General features: G+C 38.4%; 16 protein-coding genes. 4 read left to right on the top strand and 12 right to left on the bottom strand.

Translation table 11 applies throughout. The features are described 5' to 3' along the window. On the top strand, positions 1 to 246 hold a 246-nt coding region (locus OS138_RS10850), incomplete at its 5' end, for an IS3 family transposase (protein ID WP_143162149.1). 472 nt (positions 247 to 718) lie between these two features. On the opposite strand, the gene OS138_RS10855 is transcribed toward OS138_RS10850, so the two are convergent. Next, the gene (locus OS138_RS10855) at positions 719 to 1,375 is read right to left on the bottom strand and encodes a Crp/Fnr family transcriptional regulator (protein ID WP_002289231.1); all 657 of its coding nucleotides are present in this window, start codon (positions 1,373 to 1,375) and stop codon (positions 719 to 721) included. A 192-nt stretch (positions 1,376 to 1,567) separates the two neighbouring features. Here OS138_RS10855 and OS138_RS10860 point away from each other — a divergent pair, with 192 nt between their 5' ends. After that, positions 1,568 to 1,846: a hypothetical protein gene (locus OS138_RS10860; RefSeq protein WP_002289230.1), complete on the top strand. Its 279-nt coding sequence runs from the start codon at positions 1,568 to 1,570 to the stop codon at positions 1,844 to 1,846. 18 nt (positions 1,847 to 1,864) lie between these two features. Further along, positions 1,865 to 3,073: an MFS transporter gene (locus tag OS138_RS10865; protein WP_002294047.1), complete on the top strand. Its 1,209-nt coding sequence runs from the start codon at positions 1,865 to 1,867 to the stop codon at positions 3,071 to 3,073. Between the two features lie 147 nt (positions 3,074 to 3,220). Here the strand turns inward: OS138_RS10865 and OS138_RS10870 are convergent, their stop codons facing one another. The 9 genes from OS138_RS10870 to OS138_RS10910 form a co-directional block, all read right to left on the bottom strand. Next, positions 3,221 to 3,586: a DUF2512 family protein gene (locus tag OS138_RS10870; RefSeq protein ID WP_087626486.1), complete on the bottom strand. Its 366-nt coding sequence runs from the start codon at positions 3,584 to 3,586 to the stop codon at positions 3,221 to 3,223. A gap of 156 nt (positions 3,587 to 3,742) precedes the next feature. Next, a complete protein-coding gene (locus OS138_RS10875; RefSeq protein WP_087626485.1) occupies positions 3,743 to 4,516 on the bottom strand; it encodes a DeoR/GlpR family DNA-binding transcription regulator in 774 nt (257 codons plus the stop codon). Positions 4,517 to 4,689: 173 nt separating this feature from the next. Further along, complete coding sequence (locus OS138_RS10880; protein ID WP_087626484.1) at positions 4,690 to 5,550, bottom strand: ketose-bisphosphate aldolase; 861 nt, start codon at positions 5,548 to 5,550, stop codon at positions 4,690 to 4,692. Then, positions 5,550 to 6,968: a PTS fructose transporter subunit IIC gene (locus tag OS138_RS10885; RefSeq protein ID WP_325070114.1), complete on the bottom strand. Its 1,419-nt coding sequence runs from the start codon at positions 6,966 to 6,968 to the stop codon at positions 5,550 to 5,552. The genes OS138_RS10880 and OS138_RS10885 overlap by 1 nt, the downstream gene beginning before the upstream one ends. A gap of 56 nt (positions 6,969 to 7,024) precedes the next feature. Further along, entirely contained in the window at positions 7,025 to 7,474 is a 450-nt protein-coding gene (locus OS138_RS10890; RefSeq protein ID WP_002296225.1) for a PTS sugar transporter subunit IIA, read from the bottom strand. Positions 7,475 to 7,918: 444 nt separating this feature from the next. Continuing rightward, on the bottom strand, positions 7,919 to 8,182 hold the full coding sequence (locus OS138_RS10895) for a type B 50S ribosomal protein L31 (RefSeq protein ID WP_002290330.1): 264 nt from the start codon (positions 8,180 to 8,182) through the stop codon (positions 7,919 to 7,921). A gap of 98 nt (positions 8,183 to 8,280) precedes the next feature. Then, on the bottom strand, positions 8,281 to 9,576 hold the full coding sequence (gene rho, locus OS138_RS10900; protein ID WP_002290332.1) for a transcription termination factor Rho: 1,296 nt from the start codon (positions 9,574 to 9,576) through the stop codon (positions 8,281 to 8,283). Further along, a complete protein-coding gene (locus OS138_RS10905; RefSeq protein WP_142652377.1) occupies positions 9,573 to 10,844 on the bottom strand; it encodes a UDP-N-acetylglucosamine 1-carboxyvinyltransferase in 1,272 nt (423 codons plus the stop codon). The genes rho and OS138_RS10905 overlap by 4 nt, the downstream gene beginning before the upstream one ends. A 164-nt stretch (positions 10,845 to 11,008) precedes the next feature. Beyond that, positions 11,009 to 11,878, bottom strand: coding sequence for a class II fructose-bisphosphate aldolase (locus OS138_RS10910; protein WP_002294057.1), 870 nt, complete (start codon positions 11,876 to 11,878; stop codon positions 11,009 to 11,011). Positions 11,879 to 11,980: 102 nt separating this feature from the next. Here OS138_RS10910 and OS138_RS10915 point away from each other — a divergent pair, with 102 nt between their 5' ends. Further along, positions 11,981 to 12,193, top strand: coding sequence for a hypothetical protein (locus OS138_RS10915; RefSeq protein WP_002294058.1), 213 nt, complete (start codon positions 11,981 to 11,983; stop codon positions 12,191 to 12,193). Here OS138_RS10915 and OS138_RS10920 read toward each other — a convergent pair. Continuing rightward, the gene (locus tag OS138_RS10920; protein ID WP_087626481.1) at positions 12,170 to 13,780 is read right to left on the bottom strand and encodes a CTP synthase; all 1,611 of its coding nucleotides are present in this window, start codon (positions 13,778 to 13,780) and stop codon (positions 12,170 to 12,172) included. The genes OS138_RS10915 and OS138_RS10920 overlap by 24 nt on opposite strands. A gap of 903 nt (positions 13,781 to 14,683) precedes the next feature. Then, positions 14,684 to 16,024 (bottom strand): type I glutamate--ammonia ligase, encoded by a 1,341-nt coding sequence (gene glnA, locus OS138_RS10925; protein ID WP_002287001.1) that lies wholly within the window; start codon positions 16,022 to 16,024, stop codon positions 14,684 to 14,686. Positions 16,025 to 16,038: the final 14 nt, after the last annotated feature.

Here is a 16,038-nt window from a genome sequence, read left to right on the forward strand (position 1 = left end):
TTGAAGGAGTACAAAATCTTTCAAAGCATGTCTCGGAAAGGGAACTGCTTAGATAATTCACTTATGGAGAATTTTTTTGGCTTATTAAAACAAGAGATTTTTCACGGGAAAGTTTATAACTGTTTCGAGGAATTAAAATCAGCCATCGATAGCTATATCTATTACTACAATAATGAACGGATAAAACAGAAATTAAACTGGCAAAGTCCCGTCCAATTTCGTAAAACAACCGCAACGGTTGTGTAAAAATATCATTTTAGAGCATGAAAAAAGGAGTGGATTTCTCCACTCCAAAAAAGTCTAACTTTTGGGGGTCACTACAGTGTCACAGCCCCTTTTGTTGCAAATAAACGGCGTTCAAAAGCTTACATCTACGGTGATAAGTCCAGCCAAGTTAAAAACATAAGAGACTGTTTTTACTTGGCTCTTCTTATTACTTGATGCAGAACAGCTTTTTCACAACCTCTTCCTTAAACGGTGTTCTCCTACCAACTCCTCGGTCACAAGTCACAATATTCATCAAACATGAAAAGCTGTTTTTTGAAATTGTTCCTTGTGACTCAGAGTTAAACGGCAGGCTCACAACCTCTTGGTAAACGGTGTTCAATCAGCTGACCCTCAGTATTAGCTCAAAAAACGGCAAAATATGAGGAACTATTTTTCCGTTTGTTTCTCTAATACTCAGGTCAAAACGCTGATTTCACAACCTCTTTGTTCATCAAAAGATAATATTGTCTTCTAACAAGTCCATATTCAAAATAACGATATGATGATCTTTCACTGTGATAATACCATCTTTTTTCAACTGCTTTAAAATTCTGTTCACACTGCTAGCAGTTGAGATGCCACAAAATTTGGCGATTTCTTCATTCGTGATCGAAAAATCGATCAGCATCCCTTCTTCTGTCCGCACACCGAATAAATCATATAATTCGTAAAGTTGCGTACAAACAGCTCCCAGCTTTCCGTTTAATAGCATTTGCTGCATTTTTTTCATCGAATAAAGCAGACGATAGCGGTAGTACTCTTTTACATAGTGTTGTAGCTTTGGGTCTTGGTTGATATTTTGCCAAAAGCGCACACGATTGATTCGATAAAACTCTGCATATTCTGATTCAACTCGAATATTATACGGCGAATCGATGAATTGTGAATATTCGTCTTTTAAAAGAGAGACGATTTCAAGATCTTTGATATAGCGAAGGTTAAATTCTCTCCCATCATTTGAAATAACACTTGCTTTTACCGTTCCCTCTTTCAAGATATACGTATGGGAATCTTCCATCCCTTCGAATGTCAAATATTTATGATATCCTTTGCGTATAATCGGAAAATCATTTTTATCCAAATATTCCTTTAAGACTCTACTATCCAATGATGCTCCCCCATCCAAACTTTCATCTAAAAAGATCATACAGTACTTTAAAACTTTTTAAAGTCCAAAGGTATTTTACTAATGATATTAACATTTGTTAAGTACCTTTTTCCATCACTTATGCGATTTTTTTCCTTTTTTTTATTCGTTATACTGCAGAAGTAAAATTTTTTAAGAATAGAGGGAAAAAACATGAATTACTGGATGAACACAATCATTAATCGATTAGAAACAGCATATCAAACAAGATTTGATATGAAAGCTTCTTTAGTCTTTTTAAATGATGCGTATCAAAACTCGATCGAATTGATCAAAGCAGTGGATGAGAATCCAACAAACGAATGCGAAGAATTTTTAAATCTGTTTATGTCTACAAGAGATTTATTTATTCGCCAACTTGTTGATCGCTATCCATCCAATTATCACGATGTAGAAGTTCAAATACAAAAATTAAAAGCATATTCAGCTTAAGGGGAATGTATAACATACATGGAAAAGAAATTATTTAATAAATATTTTATTGGAATCACATTGATCAATTTTATTGTCTACCTGATTTATTATCTGTTGATGGTCATCATGGCAGTCATTGCGCAAGACACCTTACACGCCAGCTTGAGCCAAGCAGGTTTTGCTTCTGGGATCTATATCATCGGAACATTGCTGGCACGCTTATTCATGGGGAAACAGTTAGAACTATTTGGTCGGAAGTTTACCTTAAGAGGCGGCGCGATCTTCTATCTCCTTTCAACATTAGCATATCTTTATACGCCAACTATCGGGGCATTGTATTTAGTTCGATTCTTGAATGGATTCGGCTACGGTACAGTTTCTACAGCTACAAATGCTATCGTTACTGCATATATCCCTGCATCTAAAAAAGGGGAAGGCATCAATTATTATGGATTAAGTACTAGTTTAGCTGCCGCTGTTGGGCCATTTTTAGGAATGATTTTGCTGAACATGACTGATTTTCGTTTCATTATCTGGTTTTCAATTGTACTGGTCTTCTTTGTTACGATTGCCTGCCTTGTCTTTCCTGTAAAAAATATTCCATTATCTGAAGAACAAAAAATATCTCTTCGCTCATGGAATATCAATAGTTTTATTGAAAAGAAAGCACTTTTCATTACAGGAATCGCCTTTTTGATGGGTCTTTCTTATTCAAGTGTTTTATCATTTTTATCTTCTTATACAAAAGTAATCCACTTAGTTGCTGCTGGGTCCTTTTTCTTCGTCGTATATGCTTTGGTCATCACATTTACACGTCCATTGACTGGAAGGATTTTCGATGTCAAAGGAGAACAATACGTGATGTATCCTAGCTATTTATTCTTAACAGCAGGATTATTTTTACTGAGTGTAACGACGAATAGTGTGACATTGCTTATCTCTGGAGCATTAGTCGGCCTAGGTTATGGTACGTTTATGTCAAATGGACAGGCTGTTTGTTTAAAAATCGTCCGCGAACATCGAATCAGTATTGCTTTATCTACCTACTTTATTGGTTTAGACCTAGGCTTAGGCGTTGGTCCTTATTTGATGGGGATGCTAAAATCTCTTACTTCATTTAGAGGATTGTATGTGATTGCCGGAGTCATTCCATTGATATGTACAGCACTCTATCTTGTTAATGGCCGAAAACATAGTCATGAAGCAGAGGGCGAATTGATTGAATCATTGAAAAATGAAATTTGATCTTGATGAATAGATAAAAAAAACCGTTCAGATCTGAAAATGATCTGAGCGGTTTTTTGAGTAAAAATAGTTTATGATTATTCTTAATTAAACATCTATTTATTTTTAAAGCTTTCATTTATCGATAAGAATAGTTTAACTGTTGATTTATTCCATTTTCCGTTCATCTGGTACGATGCCTTGACTTAGCAACCACTTGTGGAAGAACCATTCTGCCACACCGATCAATAGAGCAGGAATCAATACTTTCATCCAAATATCGACTGTATCATTCATAAAATATAGATAGAGCCACAAGATAACTGCAGCTGAACCAGCATCTGCGATCGTCGCTGCGATGTTCCCTACTTTACGTAAGATCACCAGATCCCCTAGCACATAGATCATGACTACAATAATTACCCCAACAATCGTTGAATCCATAAAGCTAACACCGTATAAACCTGTCAGCACGACCCACAGAATCGCCCAGATCATGATTGCCTTCACTACCAACGCCTTCACATGTTTCATTTTCTGCACTCCTTTCTCCTGGATAAAAAAGTAAGATTATCTAACAAGATAACCTTTTCATTATTATACCATCGGCTAAGAGAAGCGAGCAAAGATAAGGTCCTATCTAAGAAAACGAAAAAATGGGAAAACACCTTAGAATATTCACGTAATAATTTATCCATACAGACATTCGATATGGTGTTCCTTTACTTTCGCATACTGTTCTTTTGCCAGTTCGTTACTTGTCACCAGATAATCGATTTCATGAAAAGCAATGGCTTGATGCATGAATTTATGTGCAATTTTTTGCTGTGTAACTAAAACGGCAAGCCGGTCTGATTGTTTTCTAAAAGCTTTTTTGACCATTGCCTCTCCTTCATGAGTTTCTGTTACTCCTTGGCTGAAATCTAGCCCGCGACAACTCATTATCGCTAAATCCGCATAATATGACAATGCATCGTTATAGGCTTTTGAACCGTTGATTGTTGCTCGTTTCGGAACAATTGCCCCTCCCAATACAGATACTTTTGCCGTTGTGTATTCACTCAACATAGCAGCTGTGACGATGCCATTCGTAATGATCTGCAAACCATCAAATCTTGCTAGGTTTCTGACTAAGTGTAAAGAGGTTGTACTGGAATCCAAGAATAAGACCATATCATCTCGAATCAAAGAAGAAGCTGTATCTGCAATCTTACGTTTTTCTGTTTCTTCTTCTAATTTGGTGATCTTCATCAGGTAAGGCACGTCAATTTTTCGATTGTCAACAAGCATGGCGCCACCGCGAACTCTACGGATCAATCCACTTTTTTCCAGACAAACAAGGTCACGTTTAATCGTGGCTTCGCTATAATTTACTAACTCGATCAAATCGGTGACTCTTGCAAATTGGTTGTTTTTTAGATAATTCACAATCTCCTGCTGTCTATTCTCCACTTCATTCAACATAAAATCACCCCATTTACTTTATATAGTAACAGGAAAAAAGAGGTTGTGACAGAAGTGATTGGCTTCGAGAAATAAGAAGAAATTTTTCGAAAAAACTACTTCTGAACATCGTGTGTGGTTAAGAGGGTATGACAAGACTATTGTCATACCCTCTTGATCATACATTTTTATTTTTAGTATAAGCTAGCCTTGCCTACTGTGTTCAAAATTTCCATTTTATGTTTGACTACTTCTTGTACCTTTTTATTAGCTGCCGGATAAATTGCATTCGGCTCGTACATCGATGGATTTTCACTCAATATTTCTCTCAAAGCATTGAAAAAGACGCTTTTAAGATCTGAGCTCAAATTCACTTTGGCAACTCCGTATTTTACAGCTTCGCTGACTTCTGCGTCCGGATTACCTGAACCGCCATGTAAAACAAATGGAAGATCGATTTGTTGGTTCAATTCTTTTAGTAAGTCGATATTTAATTTTGGAGTTCTGTTTTTCGGATACAAGCCATGCGCTGTTCCAATTGCTACAGCAAGTGTATCGATTCTTGTTTCTTTCACAAAAATCTTCGCTTGATCAGGATCTGTATAAATGATTGTTTCAGCACCTCCTTCAGCAGAACCATTATTCCCAATCGTTCCAAGCTCAGCTTCCACTGAGACATTTACCGCATGAGCTAACGCAACCACTTTTTTCGTAATCTGTACATTGTCGTCGAATGATTTCAAAGACGCATCGATCATCACGGAAGAATAGCCGTTTCGAATCGCCCGTAAGACATCTTCTATCGTACCGCCATGATCCAAGTGGATAACGATCGGCAGTTTACTTGTATAAGCATAGGCTCTTACTGCCGCAACAAACTCATCACTTAAATAGGCGATTTCATCAGGATGAATTTCTAAGATTACTGGTGCTTCTAATCTCTCTGCTTCTTCGATGATTGCTTTCATCATATCATAGCTGCAAATATTGAAGGCTGGTACTGCAAATTCATTCTCTTTAGCCACTTTCAATAACTCTTTCATTGTATATAACATTACGCTTCCACCTCATTTGTTAGATTTTCATTTTTCGTCCACTTGTCTTGTTTTTTCTCTTTCACTGTTTTTTTCAATAGTCCAAGCATAAAGGCTGTAGTGACTGTACCTGATGCAATTGCCAAGACATACATAGGTAAATTGTTCATAACATTTGGAATTAGCATCACCCAAATCCCTCCATGAGGTGCCATTGAAGTAACTCCTGCTGCCATGGAAATCCCTGCAGCGACTGCTGAACCTGTCATCAAACTAGGTATCACGCGGATCGGGTCAGATACCGCAAACGGTATAGCACCTTCTGTAATATACGAAGCGCCTAAAATCCAGCATGATTGACCTGAAGTCCGTTCTTCTTTGGTAAATTTATGTTTGAATAATAAAGTGGCTAAAGCAATACCTAGGGGAGGTGTCATTCCTGCAGCCATACAAGCAGCAATCGGTGCATTTACTCCAGCTGACATCAAACCGATCGAGAAAGTCGAAATCGATTTATTGATCGGCCCACCCATATCAGCTGCCATCATGATCCCGATAAGTAATCCGAACAATAACCCGGATGTATTTCCCAAGCTATTCAGCCAATTTGTCAAAGCATCCAACACCCATGTGATCGGTTGTTCAATCACAAATACCATCAAAAGCCCAATAATTAAGATCGATAAAAGGGGGACGACAATCAGCTGATAAATAGCAGAAAATTCTTTTTTTACGCTGATTTTATTTGCCAGAAAATCACAGATATACCCTGCTAGCACGCCACCAATCATACCGCCAAGAAAACCTGAACCACCTGTAGATGCCATTAATCCGGCAACAATTCCTGGGGCAAAACCAGCTTTTCCAGCAATCGATGTAGCAATCCCTGCGCCTAACGCAGGAACCATCATGGCAAACGCTGTATCTCCTCCGATCCTTGAAAATGCAGCTGCTAACACATTATAGTCTGCTGAGTTGGGATCAGCCGCTGTAATCCCAAAGGCAAAACTCAGTGCGATGATGATTCCGCCTGCGATCACAAATGGAAGCATGTAATTCACACCATTCATGAAATGATTATAGATTGTCGGCTTTTTCTCATTTGCAGCTGGTTCTTTTTCATTAGACACAACGAATACGCCAATATCTCTCAATGCTTCGTCTATTACTACTTGCGGTTCTTTGATTGCTCGGCTTGTAGAGACACGCTTTACTTTTTTTCCGGCAAATCGGTCCAATTCGATTTCTTTATCTACTGCAAGAATGATTGCATCTGCCTCTTTGATTTCTTGTTCAGATAACTGATTTTCTGTTTTTACACCTTGTGTTTCGAATTTTGCTTGATGGTTTAGATTTCTTGCTGTTACTTCTAATTTTTCTGCCGACATATAAGTATGAGCAATTCCAGTCGGGCAAGCAGTTACACCAACGATTTTCATGATTATTTTCCTCCTTTTTCTTCACTATCGATACTCGGACAAAGACTCTACTATTTTCATTCTTGACTAATCTGTCTGATGATATCTGCTGGCGTAGTGGCTTCTTTTATTCCCTTTCTAAAATCTGCATTCATCAATCGTCTGGAGAGTGTGCTGAGAATCTCTAGATGCATATCTGCTGATTTTTCAGGAACTACGATGGCAAAAATATATTCAATTGGCATTTCATCTATCCCGCTATAGTCCGTTAATTTGGCTGTATGAAAAAAACACAGTGCTGGTTTTGTCACATATTTGCTTTTTGCATGGGGAATCCCAAATCCATCTTCTATTCCTGTGGAGATCTCCTCCTCTCGTTTGAATAGTGCCTTAACGACTTTTTGAACATTTCTTACCTTATTTGTTTTTTTTAACACATCCCCTATTCGCTCAAATAATGATCCTTTTGAATCTATCGATGGATCGAAAACAATCAGTTCTTCTGCGATCAATTGATCAAACCTCATAAAAAACCTCTCCCCCACAAAAAATGTTAACGTTTTCTTGGAACTGAGGTCAGTATAGCATCGCTAGCTGTACCGTTCAATATTATGAATGAACAGAGGAAAAAGACCCATCATCCGCGTGTATAAGTCATTAAAATGAACGATCTAGCTCACAAACAATCGCAAGTCTATAACAAAACAAAAAGCCTTCCTTGAAAGGAAAGCTTAGCTTCTAATTTTAGGTAAATGGTTTTTTACTTCGAAATAACCTTCTTTCATTTCGTTAATAAAAGGTGTCTTTATCATGTCGATAGTCAAAGCTATATACTATTTTTTTCATTGTTTTGTGCATTATGATCCTACGACTTTTTCAGCATCAAACGAAGTTTTAAATTGGCAAAAAACATAAAAAAACAGACTATCCCTATCAGATAGTCTGCTAAACGTTGAGTTATCAGCGTTTTATTATTCCGCAGCGTTTGCGTCTTTGAGACCGTATTTTTTGTTGAAACGGTCCACACGTCCGTCTGCTTGTGTGAATTTTTGACGTCCAGTGTAGAATGGATGTGAGTCAGAAGTTACTTCGACACGGATGACTGGGTATGTATTACCGTCTTCCCATTCAACTGTTTCTTGTGAAGTTTTTGTTGAACCTGACAAGAATTTGAAACCAGTTGTTGAATCCATGAATACTACTGGGTGGTAATCTGGATGGATGTTTTCTTTCATGATTTTTTCGCTCCTTTGCCCTGCTCCATTTGCTGAACCAGAGTTGATTTGTCGATTTACAACATTAACATCTTAACATGTTTCAGTCAAGGTTGCAATTATCTTTTCAGATTTCTGGTCGGATTTTTTTTACCAAAGGAGACATCTTGAAATTCTTTGAAAAATTGCTGATTGTTTTTTGTTTTACGCAAAAAGCGGATCAGTTGTTCCGTATATTCTAATGAATCTCCAGTCATATTTTTTCGAAGTTTCCAAATTTCTTCTAATTCTTCACTTGGCATCAATAATTCTTCTTTTCGGGTACCTGATTTTTTGATATCGATGGCTGGGAAGATCCGACGCTCGGATAACTCGCGTGAAAGTTGTAATTCTAGATTTCCAGTTCCCTTGAATTCTTCATAGATCACGTCATCCATACGGCTTCCTGTATCGACTAAAGCGGTCGCTAAAATCGTCAAACTGCCACCTTCTTCGATGTTTCTTGCTGCCCCGAAAAATTTCTTAGGTTTATACAATGCGGCTGGGTCAATCCCGCCACTCAATGTACGTCCGCTTGGTGGAACAACTAAGTTATAAGCTCGAGCAAGTCTAGTAATGCTATCCATCAAGATAACGACATCTCGTTTATCTTCGACTAAACGCATAGCACGCTCCAATACTAATTCAGAAACTCGAGTATGGTTTTGCGGTTGTAGATCAAATGTAGAAGATACCACGTCGCCTTTCACGCTTCGTTCTAGATCCGTTACTTCTTCCGGTCGTTCATCAATCAGTAGAACGATTAATTCTACTTCCGGATAGTTTTCGGTGATACCATTTGCGATTTCTTTTAATACAGAAGTTTTCCCTGCTTTTGGCGGTGCGACGATCAATCCACGCTGACCAAAACCGATTGGAGAAAAGATATCGATCATTCGGGTAGATAGTCTTTGCGGTGTTGTTTCCAGTTGAAGCTGTCTTTGCGGATAAAGAGGTGTTAAGGCTGGAAAATGCGGACGTTCTTTTGCTTCTTCCGGATCTTTTCCATTAACGCTTTCCACGTGCATCAAACCATAATAACGTTCCGATTCTTTAGGTGGACGGGCTTTTCCTGCCACTTTGTCCCCATTTCTCAAACTGAATCGTCTGATTTGTGAGGCAGAAATATAGATATCTTCTGCACTTGGTCCATAATTGATTGGCCGTAAAAAACCGTAACCATCTTGACCAACGATATCCAATATTCCTTCCATATAATAAAATCCTTGTTTCTCTGCTTGTGCACGAATCACAGCTAGAGATAATTCCTTTTTGTTCATCTTACTGTAATAAGGAATTTTAAATTCTTTGGCATAACTATAAACTTCTTTTAACGTTTTGTTCTCTAATTCTGCCATTGTCAAATAATCGCTCATTCAGCTCCCACTTCCTCTATCATTTCAATTGATGCCCCTAAGGCTGTTAGTTTCTCGATAATATGATCATAACCGCGTAAGATATAATCTACATTGTAAATCGTCGTTGTCCCTTCTGCCAATAGTCCAGCAATCACTAAACAAGCACCTGCCCGAAGATCAGAAGCCACGACTTCTGTGCCGTGAAGTTTATTTGGACCATTCACGATGATCATATTTCCTTCCACGGTAATATCAGCGCCCATTCGTGCTAGTTCCGGCACATGATTCACACGTTTCGCATAGATCGTATCGATGATTTCTGAAGTGCCTGTAGTCATCAATAGTAACGCAGTAAGTGGCTGCTGCAGATCTGTGGCAAATCCTGGATAAGGATAGGTCATGATGTTTGCGGGTTTTAATTCTTTCGAGGGGTAAACTTCGATTTCATCTTCGCTGATTTTCATATGGACACCAATTTCCTGCAATTTTGCTATAAAGCTTTCCAAATGTTCAAAGATCACATTTTTCACTTTGATACCATTTCCTACTGCAGCTGCTAATGCTAGATAGGTTCCTGCTTCGATGCGGTCAGGAATCATGAAATGCCGACAGCCATGTAATGTTTCGACTCCTTCGATACGGATCACATCTGTACCCGCTCCTCGAACTTTTGCCCCCATATTATTCAGTAAAGTTGCCACATCTATGATTTCCGGTTCTCGTGCAGCGTTTTCAATTACTGTCTGTCCTTTTGCTTTTACAGCAGCTAACATCACATTGATCGTTGCTCCGACTGAAACCACGTCCATGAAAATCCGATTGCCACGCAATCCTTTATTTTCTGTCCGTAAATACATGGCACCATGTTCATTTGTCACTTCAGCACCTAGAGCTTCAAATCCTTTGACGTGTAGATCAATCGGTCTAGGGCCTAAATAACAGCCACCTGGCAGGCCTACTACCGCTTCGCCAAATTTACCAAGCAGTGTTCCCATAAAATAATAAGAAGCACGCAAACTATTGATTTTTCCGTGTGGCATCGGAATCGATACGATTTCTCGAGGATCGATTTCTAGTATGTTGTTGGAAAAATGGACAGTTGCGCCCATGATCTCTAAAATTTCAATTAATGACTGAACATCTTGTATGTCCGGCACACCTTCCAAGATCACTGGGGAATCAGCTAAGATTGCAGCTGGAATCAATGCGACTGCACTATTTTTTGCACCGCTGATCGTTACTTCACCAGCTAAAGGTCGGTTTCCTTTGATTACGATTTTTTTCATCTGTTTCCACCTTGTTTATTAATCTTTTTTCATGGATATGCTTGTATTTTATCATAGATAAAAAAAAGAAACGAGCATGGTCTGCCGTTTTAAGTAAAAAAGAATGGAGAACGACTTCAAAAGTCGTTCTCCATTCCTATATATCGTATCTGTTATGTGGATGCTTACGCTTTGTTAGCTGAACCGAACCAGTCGATATGAGATTTAGCATCTTCAACGATTGCTGCTTTACCTGGAGCTAATAATTTACGAGGGTCGAATCCTTTACCTTCTTTATCTTTACCAGCTTCGATATATTTACGAGTAGCTGCAGCAAATGATAATTGGAATTCAGTGTTAACATTTACTTTTGAGATACCCATTGAGATAGCTTTTTCGATTTGATCTTGAGGAATACCTGATCCGCCATGTAATACTAAAGGCATGTCTGGACCTACAGCATCAGCAATTGCTTGTAAGTGGTCAAAAGCTAATCCTTTCCAGTTTTCTGGATATTGACCATGGATGTTACCGATACCGCAAGCTAAGTAGTCGATACCTGTAGCAACCATTTGTTTGCATTCTTCAATATCAGCTAATTCGCCGTTACCGATGATTCCGTCTTCTTCTCCGCCGATTGAACCAACTTCACATTCAACTGAGATACCTTTTGCATGTGCTTTTTCAACAACGTCTTTAGCTAATTTCAAGTTTTCTTCAAATGGTAGATGTGAACCATCGAACATTACTGAAGTATAGCCTAATTCGATACATTCCAAAGCAGCTTCGTAATCACCATGGTCTAAGTGGATAGCAACTGGAACAGTGATGTTCATTGCTTCAACTAAATCAGTGATTAAATCTTTACAGATTTTGTAACCACCCATGTATTTAGCTGCACCCATTGATGTTTGGATAAGTACTGGTGCTTGTTTTGCTTCAGCCGCTTCAAGGATTGCTTGAGTCCATTCCAAGTTGTTTGTGTTGAATCCGCCGACAGCGTAACCGCCTTTACGAGCAGCTTTTAAAAATTCAGCTCCTGATACTACTGGCATAATAAAATTCCTCCTAAGTTTTGTAAAACTAAATTTGTTAAGACAATTCTTAACCAACGACCCTATTTTACCAAACATTTCGGTAGTTTTCTACTAAAATCAATGAAAATGAAAATTTTCAAGAAGTTTTTTGCAAAAAATAAAATATCCAATAGCGCTTTAATCGAAAAAAGTCTTTTGCTTTCTATCTTTTTTCCTACAAATAATAACAAATCAGAAAAAGAGAAAAGTGACAAGAAAATTGCTTATCCCCTTCTCTTGCTACTTTTCTCTTTCTATCAAGTTCAAAAATTATTTTGTTTCGTGATCTGCTAATGATGCTTCGACAAATGCTTTGATTAATTTTTGCGGGCGATTTGGACGAGAAATCAATTCTGGGTGGAATTGGCATCCCACAAAGAATTTTTTCTCTGGCAGCTCTACGATTTCTACTAAACGGTTATCTGGTGAGACACCTGAAAAGACTAGCCCTTGTTCTTCAAACAATTGACGATATTTGTTGTTGAACTCATAGCGGTGACGGTGACGTTCTTGCACAACATCGGCTCCATCATATGCTTCAGCCGTCTTCGTTCCTTTTTTGATTTTACATGGGTATAATCCAAGGCGTAAAGTTCCACCCAAATTCTCGATGTTTTCCTGATCAGCCATTAAATCAATAATATTGTTTGCTGTATCTGGATTCGTTTCAGCTGATGACGCATCTTCTAATCCAACGACGTTACGTGCAAATTCGACACAAGCCATCTGCATACCAAGACAAATACCTAAAAACGGAACGTCATTTTCGCGAGCATAACGAATCGCTTCGATTTTCCCTTCTACTCCGCGATCACCAAATCCACCAGGAACCAAGATTCCATCTGCGTCTTTCAAACGTTCTTCTATATTTTCTCTCGTTAATTCTTGTGCTTTGATCCAATCGATCTCGATGTCTGAATTATAGGCGAAACCAGAATGTTTCAATGCTTCAACTACTGAGATATATGCATCTGGTAACTCGACATATTTACCGACAAGCGCAATCCGTACTTTTTTCTTCAAGTTCAAGACACGTTCTTCTAATTCTTTCCATTCTGTCATGTCTGCTTCTGGTGTATCTAGTTTTAAATGGTCGCAAACAATTTGATCCATTCCTTGTGCTTGTAAAACTAATGGGATGGAGTAAAGTGTATCTACATCTGGCGACTCGATAACTGCTTCTGGTTCGACATCACAAAATTGTGCCAATTTATTTTTCACGCTTTGAGAAACAGGTTGCTCTGTACGTACCACCAAAATATTCGGTTGGATACCTAAACCACGTAGCTCTTTTACACTGTGCTGCGTTGGTTTAGTTTTCATTTCTCCAGCAGCTTTCAAGTAAGGAATCAATGTTGTATGGATATACATAACATTATCTGTACCGACATCTGCTTTCATTTGACGAAGTGCTTCAAGGAATGGCAAAGATTCTATATCCCCTACTGTTCCCCCTACTTCTGTAATGATCACATCTGAATCAGTCATTTTAGCTGCTCGCATGATTTTTTCTTTGATCTCATTTGTAATATGAGGAATAACTTGAACAGTTGCTCCCAAGTATTCGCCCTTACGTTCTTTACGCAAAACTTCAGAATAGATTTTTCCTGTCGTCACGTTGGAGTATTTGTTCAAATTGATGTCAATAAAACGTTCGTAGTGGCCCAGATCCAAATCTGTTTCAGCACCATCATCTGTTACGAATACTTCTCCGTGCTGATATGGGCTCATCGTCCCCGGATCCACGTTGATGTATGGATCAAATTTTTGGATAGTTACTTTTAAGCCGCGGTTTTTCAATAAGCGTCCTAAAGAAGCTGCAACAATCCCTTTTCCGATTGATGAAACGACACCGCCGGTCACAAAAATATATTTTGTCATAAGTTCAAAAACTCCTTTTTAATTTATGTGCAGGAAAAGTCTCAGAAAATAAACAAAGCTCCCTATTCTTCAATAAGAATAGGGAGCCGAAATTTCTGTAAACTTCTGACCCTCTAAAAGGGTGCCCAAGGTGTATAATACAAGCTGACTAAGGGAAAGTCAAGTACTCAAATGAATACTATCCGCTTACAATTTTTTCTTTTTCGATATCCTTTGAGAAATTATTTCTTAAGTCCTTTATGAGTGCAAAAAAAATTTAACCCACATAATAAGCTTGATATAAACATAGCTAACGTTAAACCTAAGCAAATCAGAAAATCGTTACTGAAAAATTTTAAGTGAAACAATAGATAAAAAAATAAGGAGATGCGACAAAAGTCGTGCCTCCTTATTTCTAAATAAACGGTGTTCTCCTGCCAACTCCTCGGTCACAAGTCACAATATCCATCAAACATGAGACGCTGTTTTTGAAATTGCTCCTTGTGACTCAGAGTTAAACGACAGGCTTACGACCTCTTGATAAACGGTGTTCAAAAGCCAGTTTCTCGGTATTAAGCCAAATTTATGCAAAAATGTAGAAAGCCATTTTCACAAAATTTTTCTTAATACTCGAAACTAAACGTCTTTTTCAAAACCTCTTGGTAAACGGTGTTCAAAAGCTTGCATCTGCGGTAATAAGTTCAGCCAATTCAAAAATAAGAAAAGCTGTTTTTGCTTGGCTATTCTTATTACTTGTTGTAGGGCAGCTTTTTCACAACCTCTCCACTAAACGGTGTTCAATCAGCTGACCCTCGGTATTAGCTCAAAAAACGGCAAAATATGAGGAACTATTTTGCCGTTTGTTTCTCTAATACTCAGGTCAAAACGCTGATTTCACAGCCTCTAATTCACGTTATTCCTGTTTTAATAAAGTTCTAGATATTGTTCTCTTTCCCACTCGGAAACAGTTTGTCTGAATGCCGCCCATTCGAGACGTTTTGCTTCAACAAAATTTGAGAAGATATGTTGTCCTAATGCGTCAATCATTACATTATCCTTACGCAATTCTTTGATAGCATTATGGATAGTTGAAGGTAAGTCCTGGATATGTGCAGCTTCTCTTTCTTCCTCATCCATTACATAAATGTTACGGTCAACAGCTGCTGGCGGTGTGATCTGATTACGGATACCGTCTAGTCCTGCTTGCAACAATACTGCCATTGCCAAGTATGGGTTTGCAGATGGATCAACTGACCGCAATTCCAAACGTGTGGATAAACCGCGAGATTCTGGTACACGTACTAATGGCGAACGATTACGGCCACTCCATGCGACATAAACAGGCGCTTCATAACCTGGAACGAGACGTTTATAAGAATTGACTGTTGGATTGCAAACGGCTGTGTAGGCACGAGCATGTTTCAGCAAACCACCTAAGAAATGATAAGCTGTTTCACTTAGTTCCAATTCACCGTCTTTATCATAGAAAACATTTCCTTCATCATTGAACAAAGACATATTGCAATGCATACCAGAACCATTGATCCCAAATAACGGTTTCGGCATGAAAGTCGCGTGAAGTCCATGCTTGCGTGCAATCGTTTTGACAACGAGCTTGAAGGTTTGGATATTATCACAAGCATCTACCACATCTGCATATTTAAAGTCAATTTCATGCTGTCCTGGCGCTACTTCATGATGTGAAGCTTCCACTTCAAAGCCTAGACTTTCTAATTCCAACACGATGTCACGGCGGCAATTTTCACCTAAATCTGTTGGCGCAAAATCAAAATAACCACCTTTATCATTCAAGGTCGTTGTGATCCCACCGTCTTCGTCTAATTTAAATAAGAAGAATTCTGGTTCAGGTCCTAAATTGAAAGAGGTAAAACCAAGGTCGCGCATATCTTTCAATGCTCGTTTCAAATTCCCGCGAGGATCGCCGGCAAATGGTGTCCCATCCGGATTATAGATATCACAAATTAAACGAGCAACTTTTCCATGAGCACTTTCCCATGGGAAGATCATCCAAGTGGAGAGATCTGGATACAAATACATATCGCTTTCTTCAATTCGAACAAATCCTTCAATCGAAGAACCGTCAAACATCATTTTGTTTTCTAATACTTTGTCGATCTGGCTCACTGGAACTTCTACATTTTTGATCGTACCTAAGATGTCTGTGAACATCAATCGTAAAAATCGTACGTTTTCTTCCTCAATGATTCGTTTGATTTCTTCACCTGTTATCTGTTTCTTTACCATGGTATCCCTCTTCC

The sequence above is a fragment of the Enterococcus sp. E5-37 genome (genome assembly GCF_035726925.1).
In the GTDB taxonomy this organism is placed as follows: Bacteria; Bacillota; Bacilli; order Lactobacillales; family Enterococcaceae; genus Enterococcus_B; species Enterococcus_B faecium.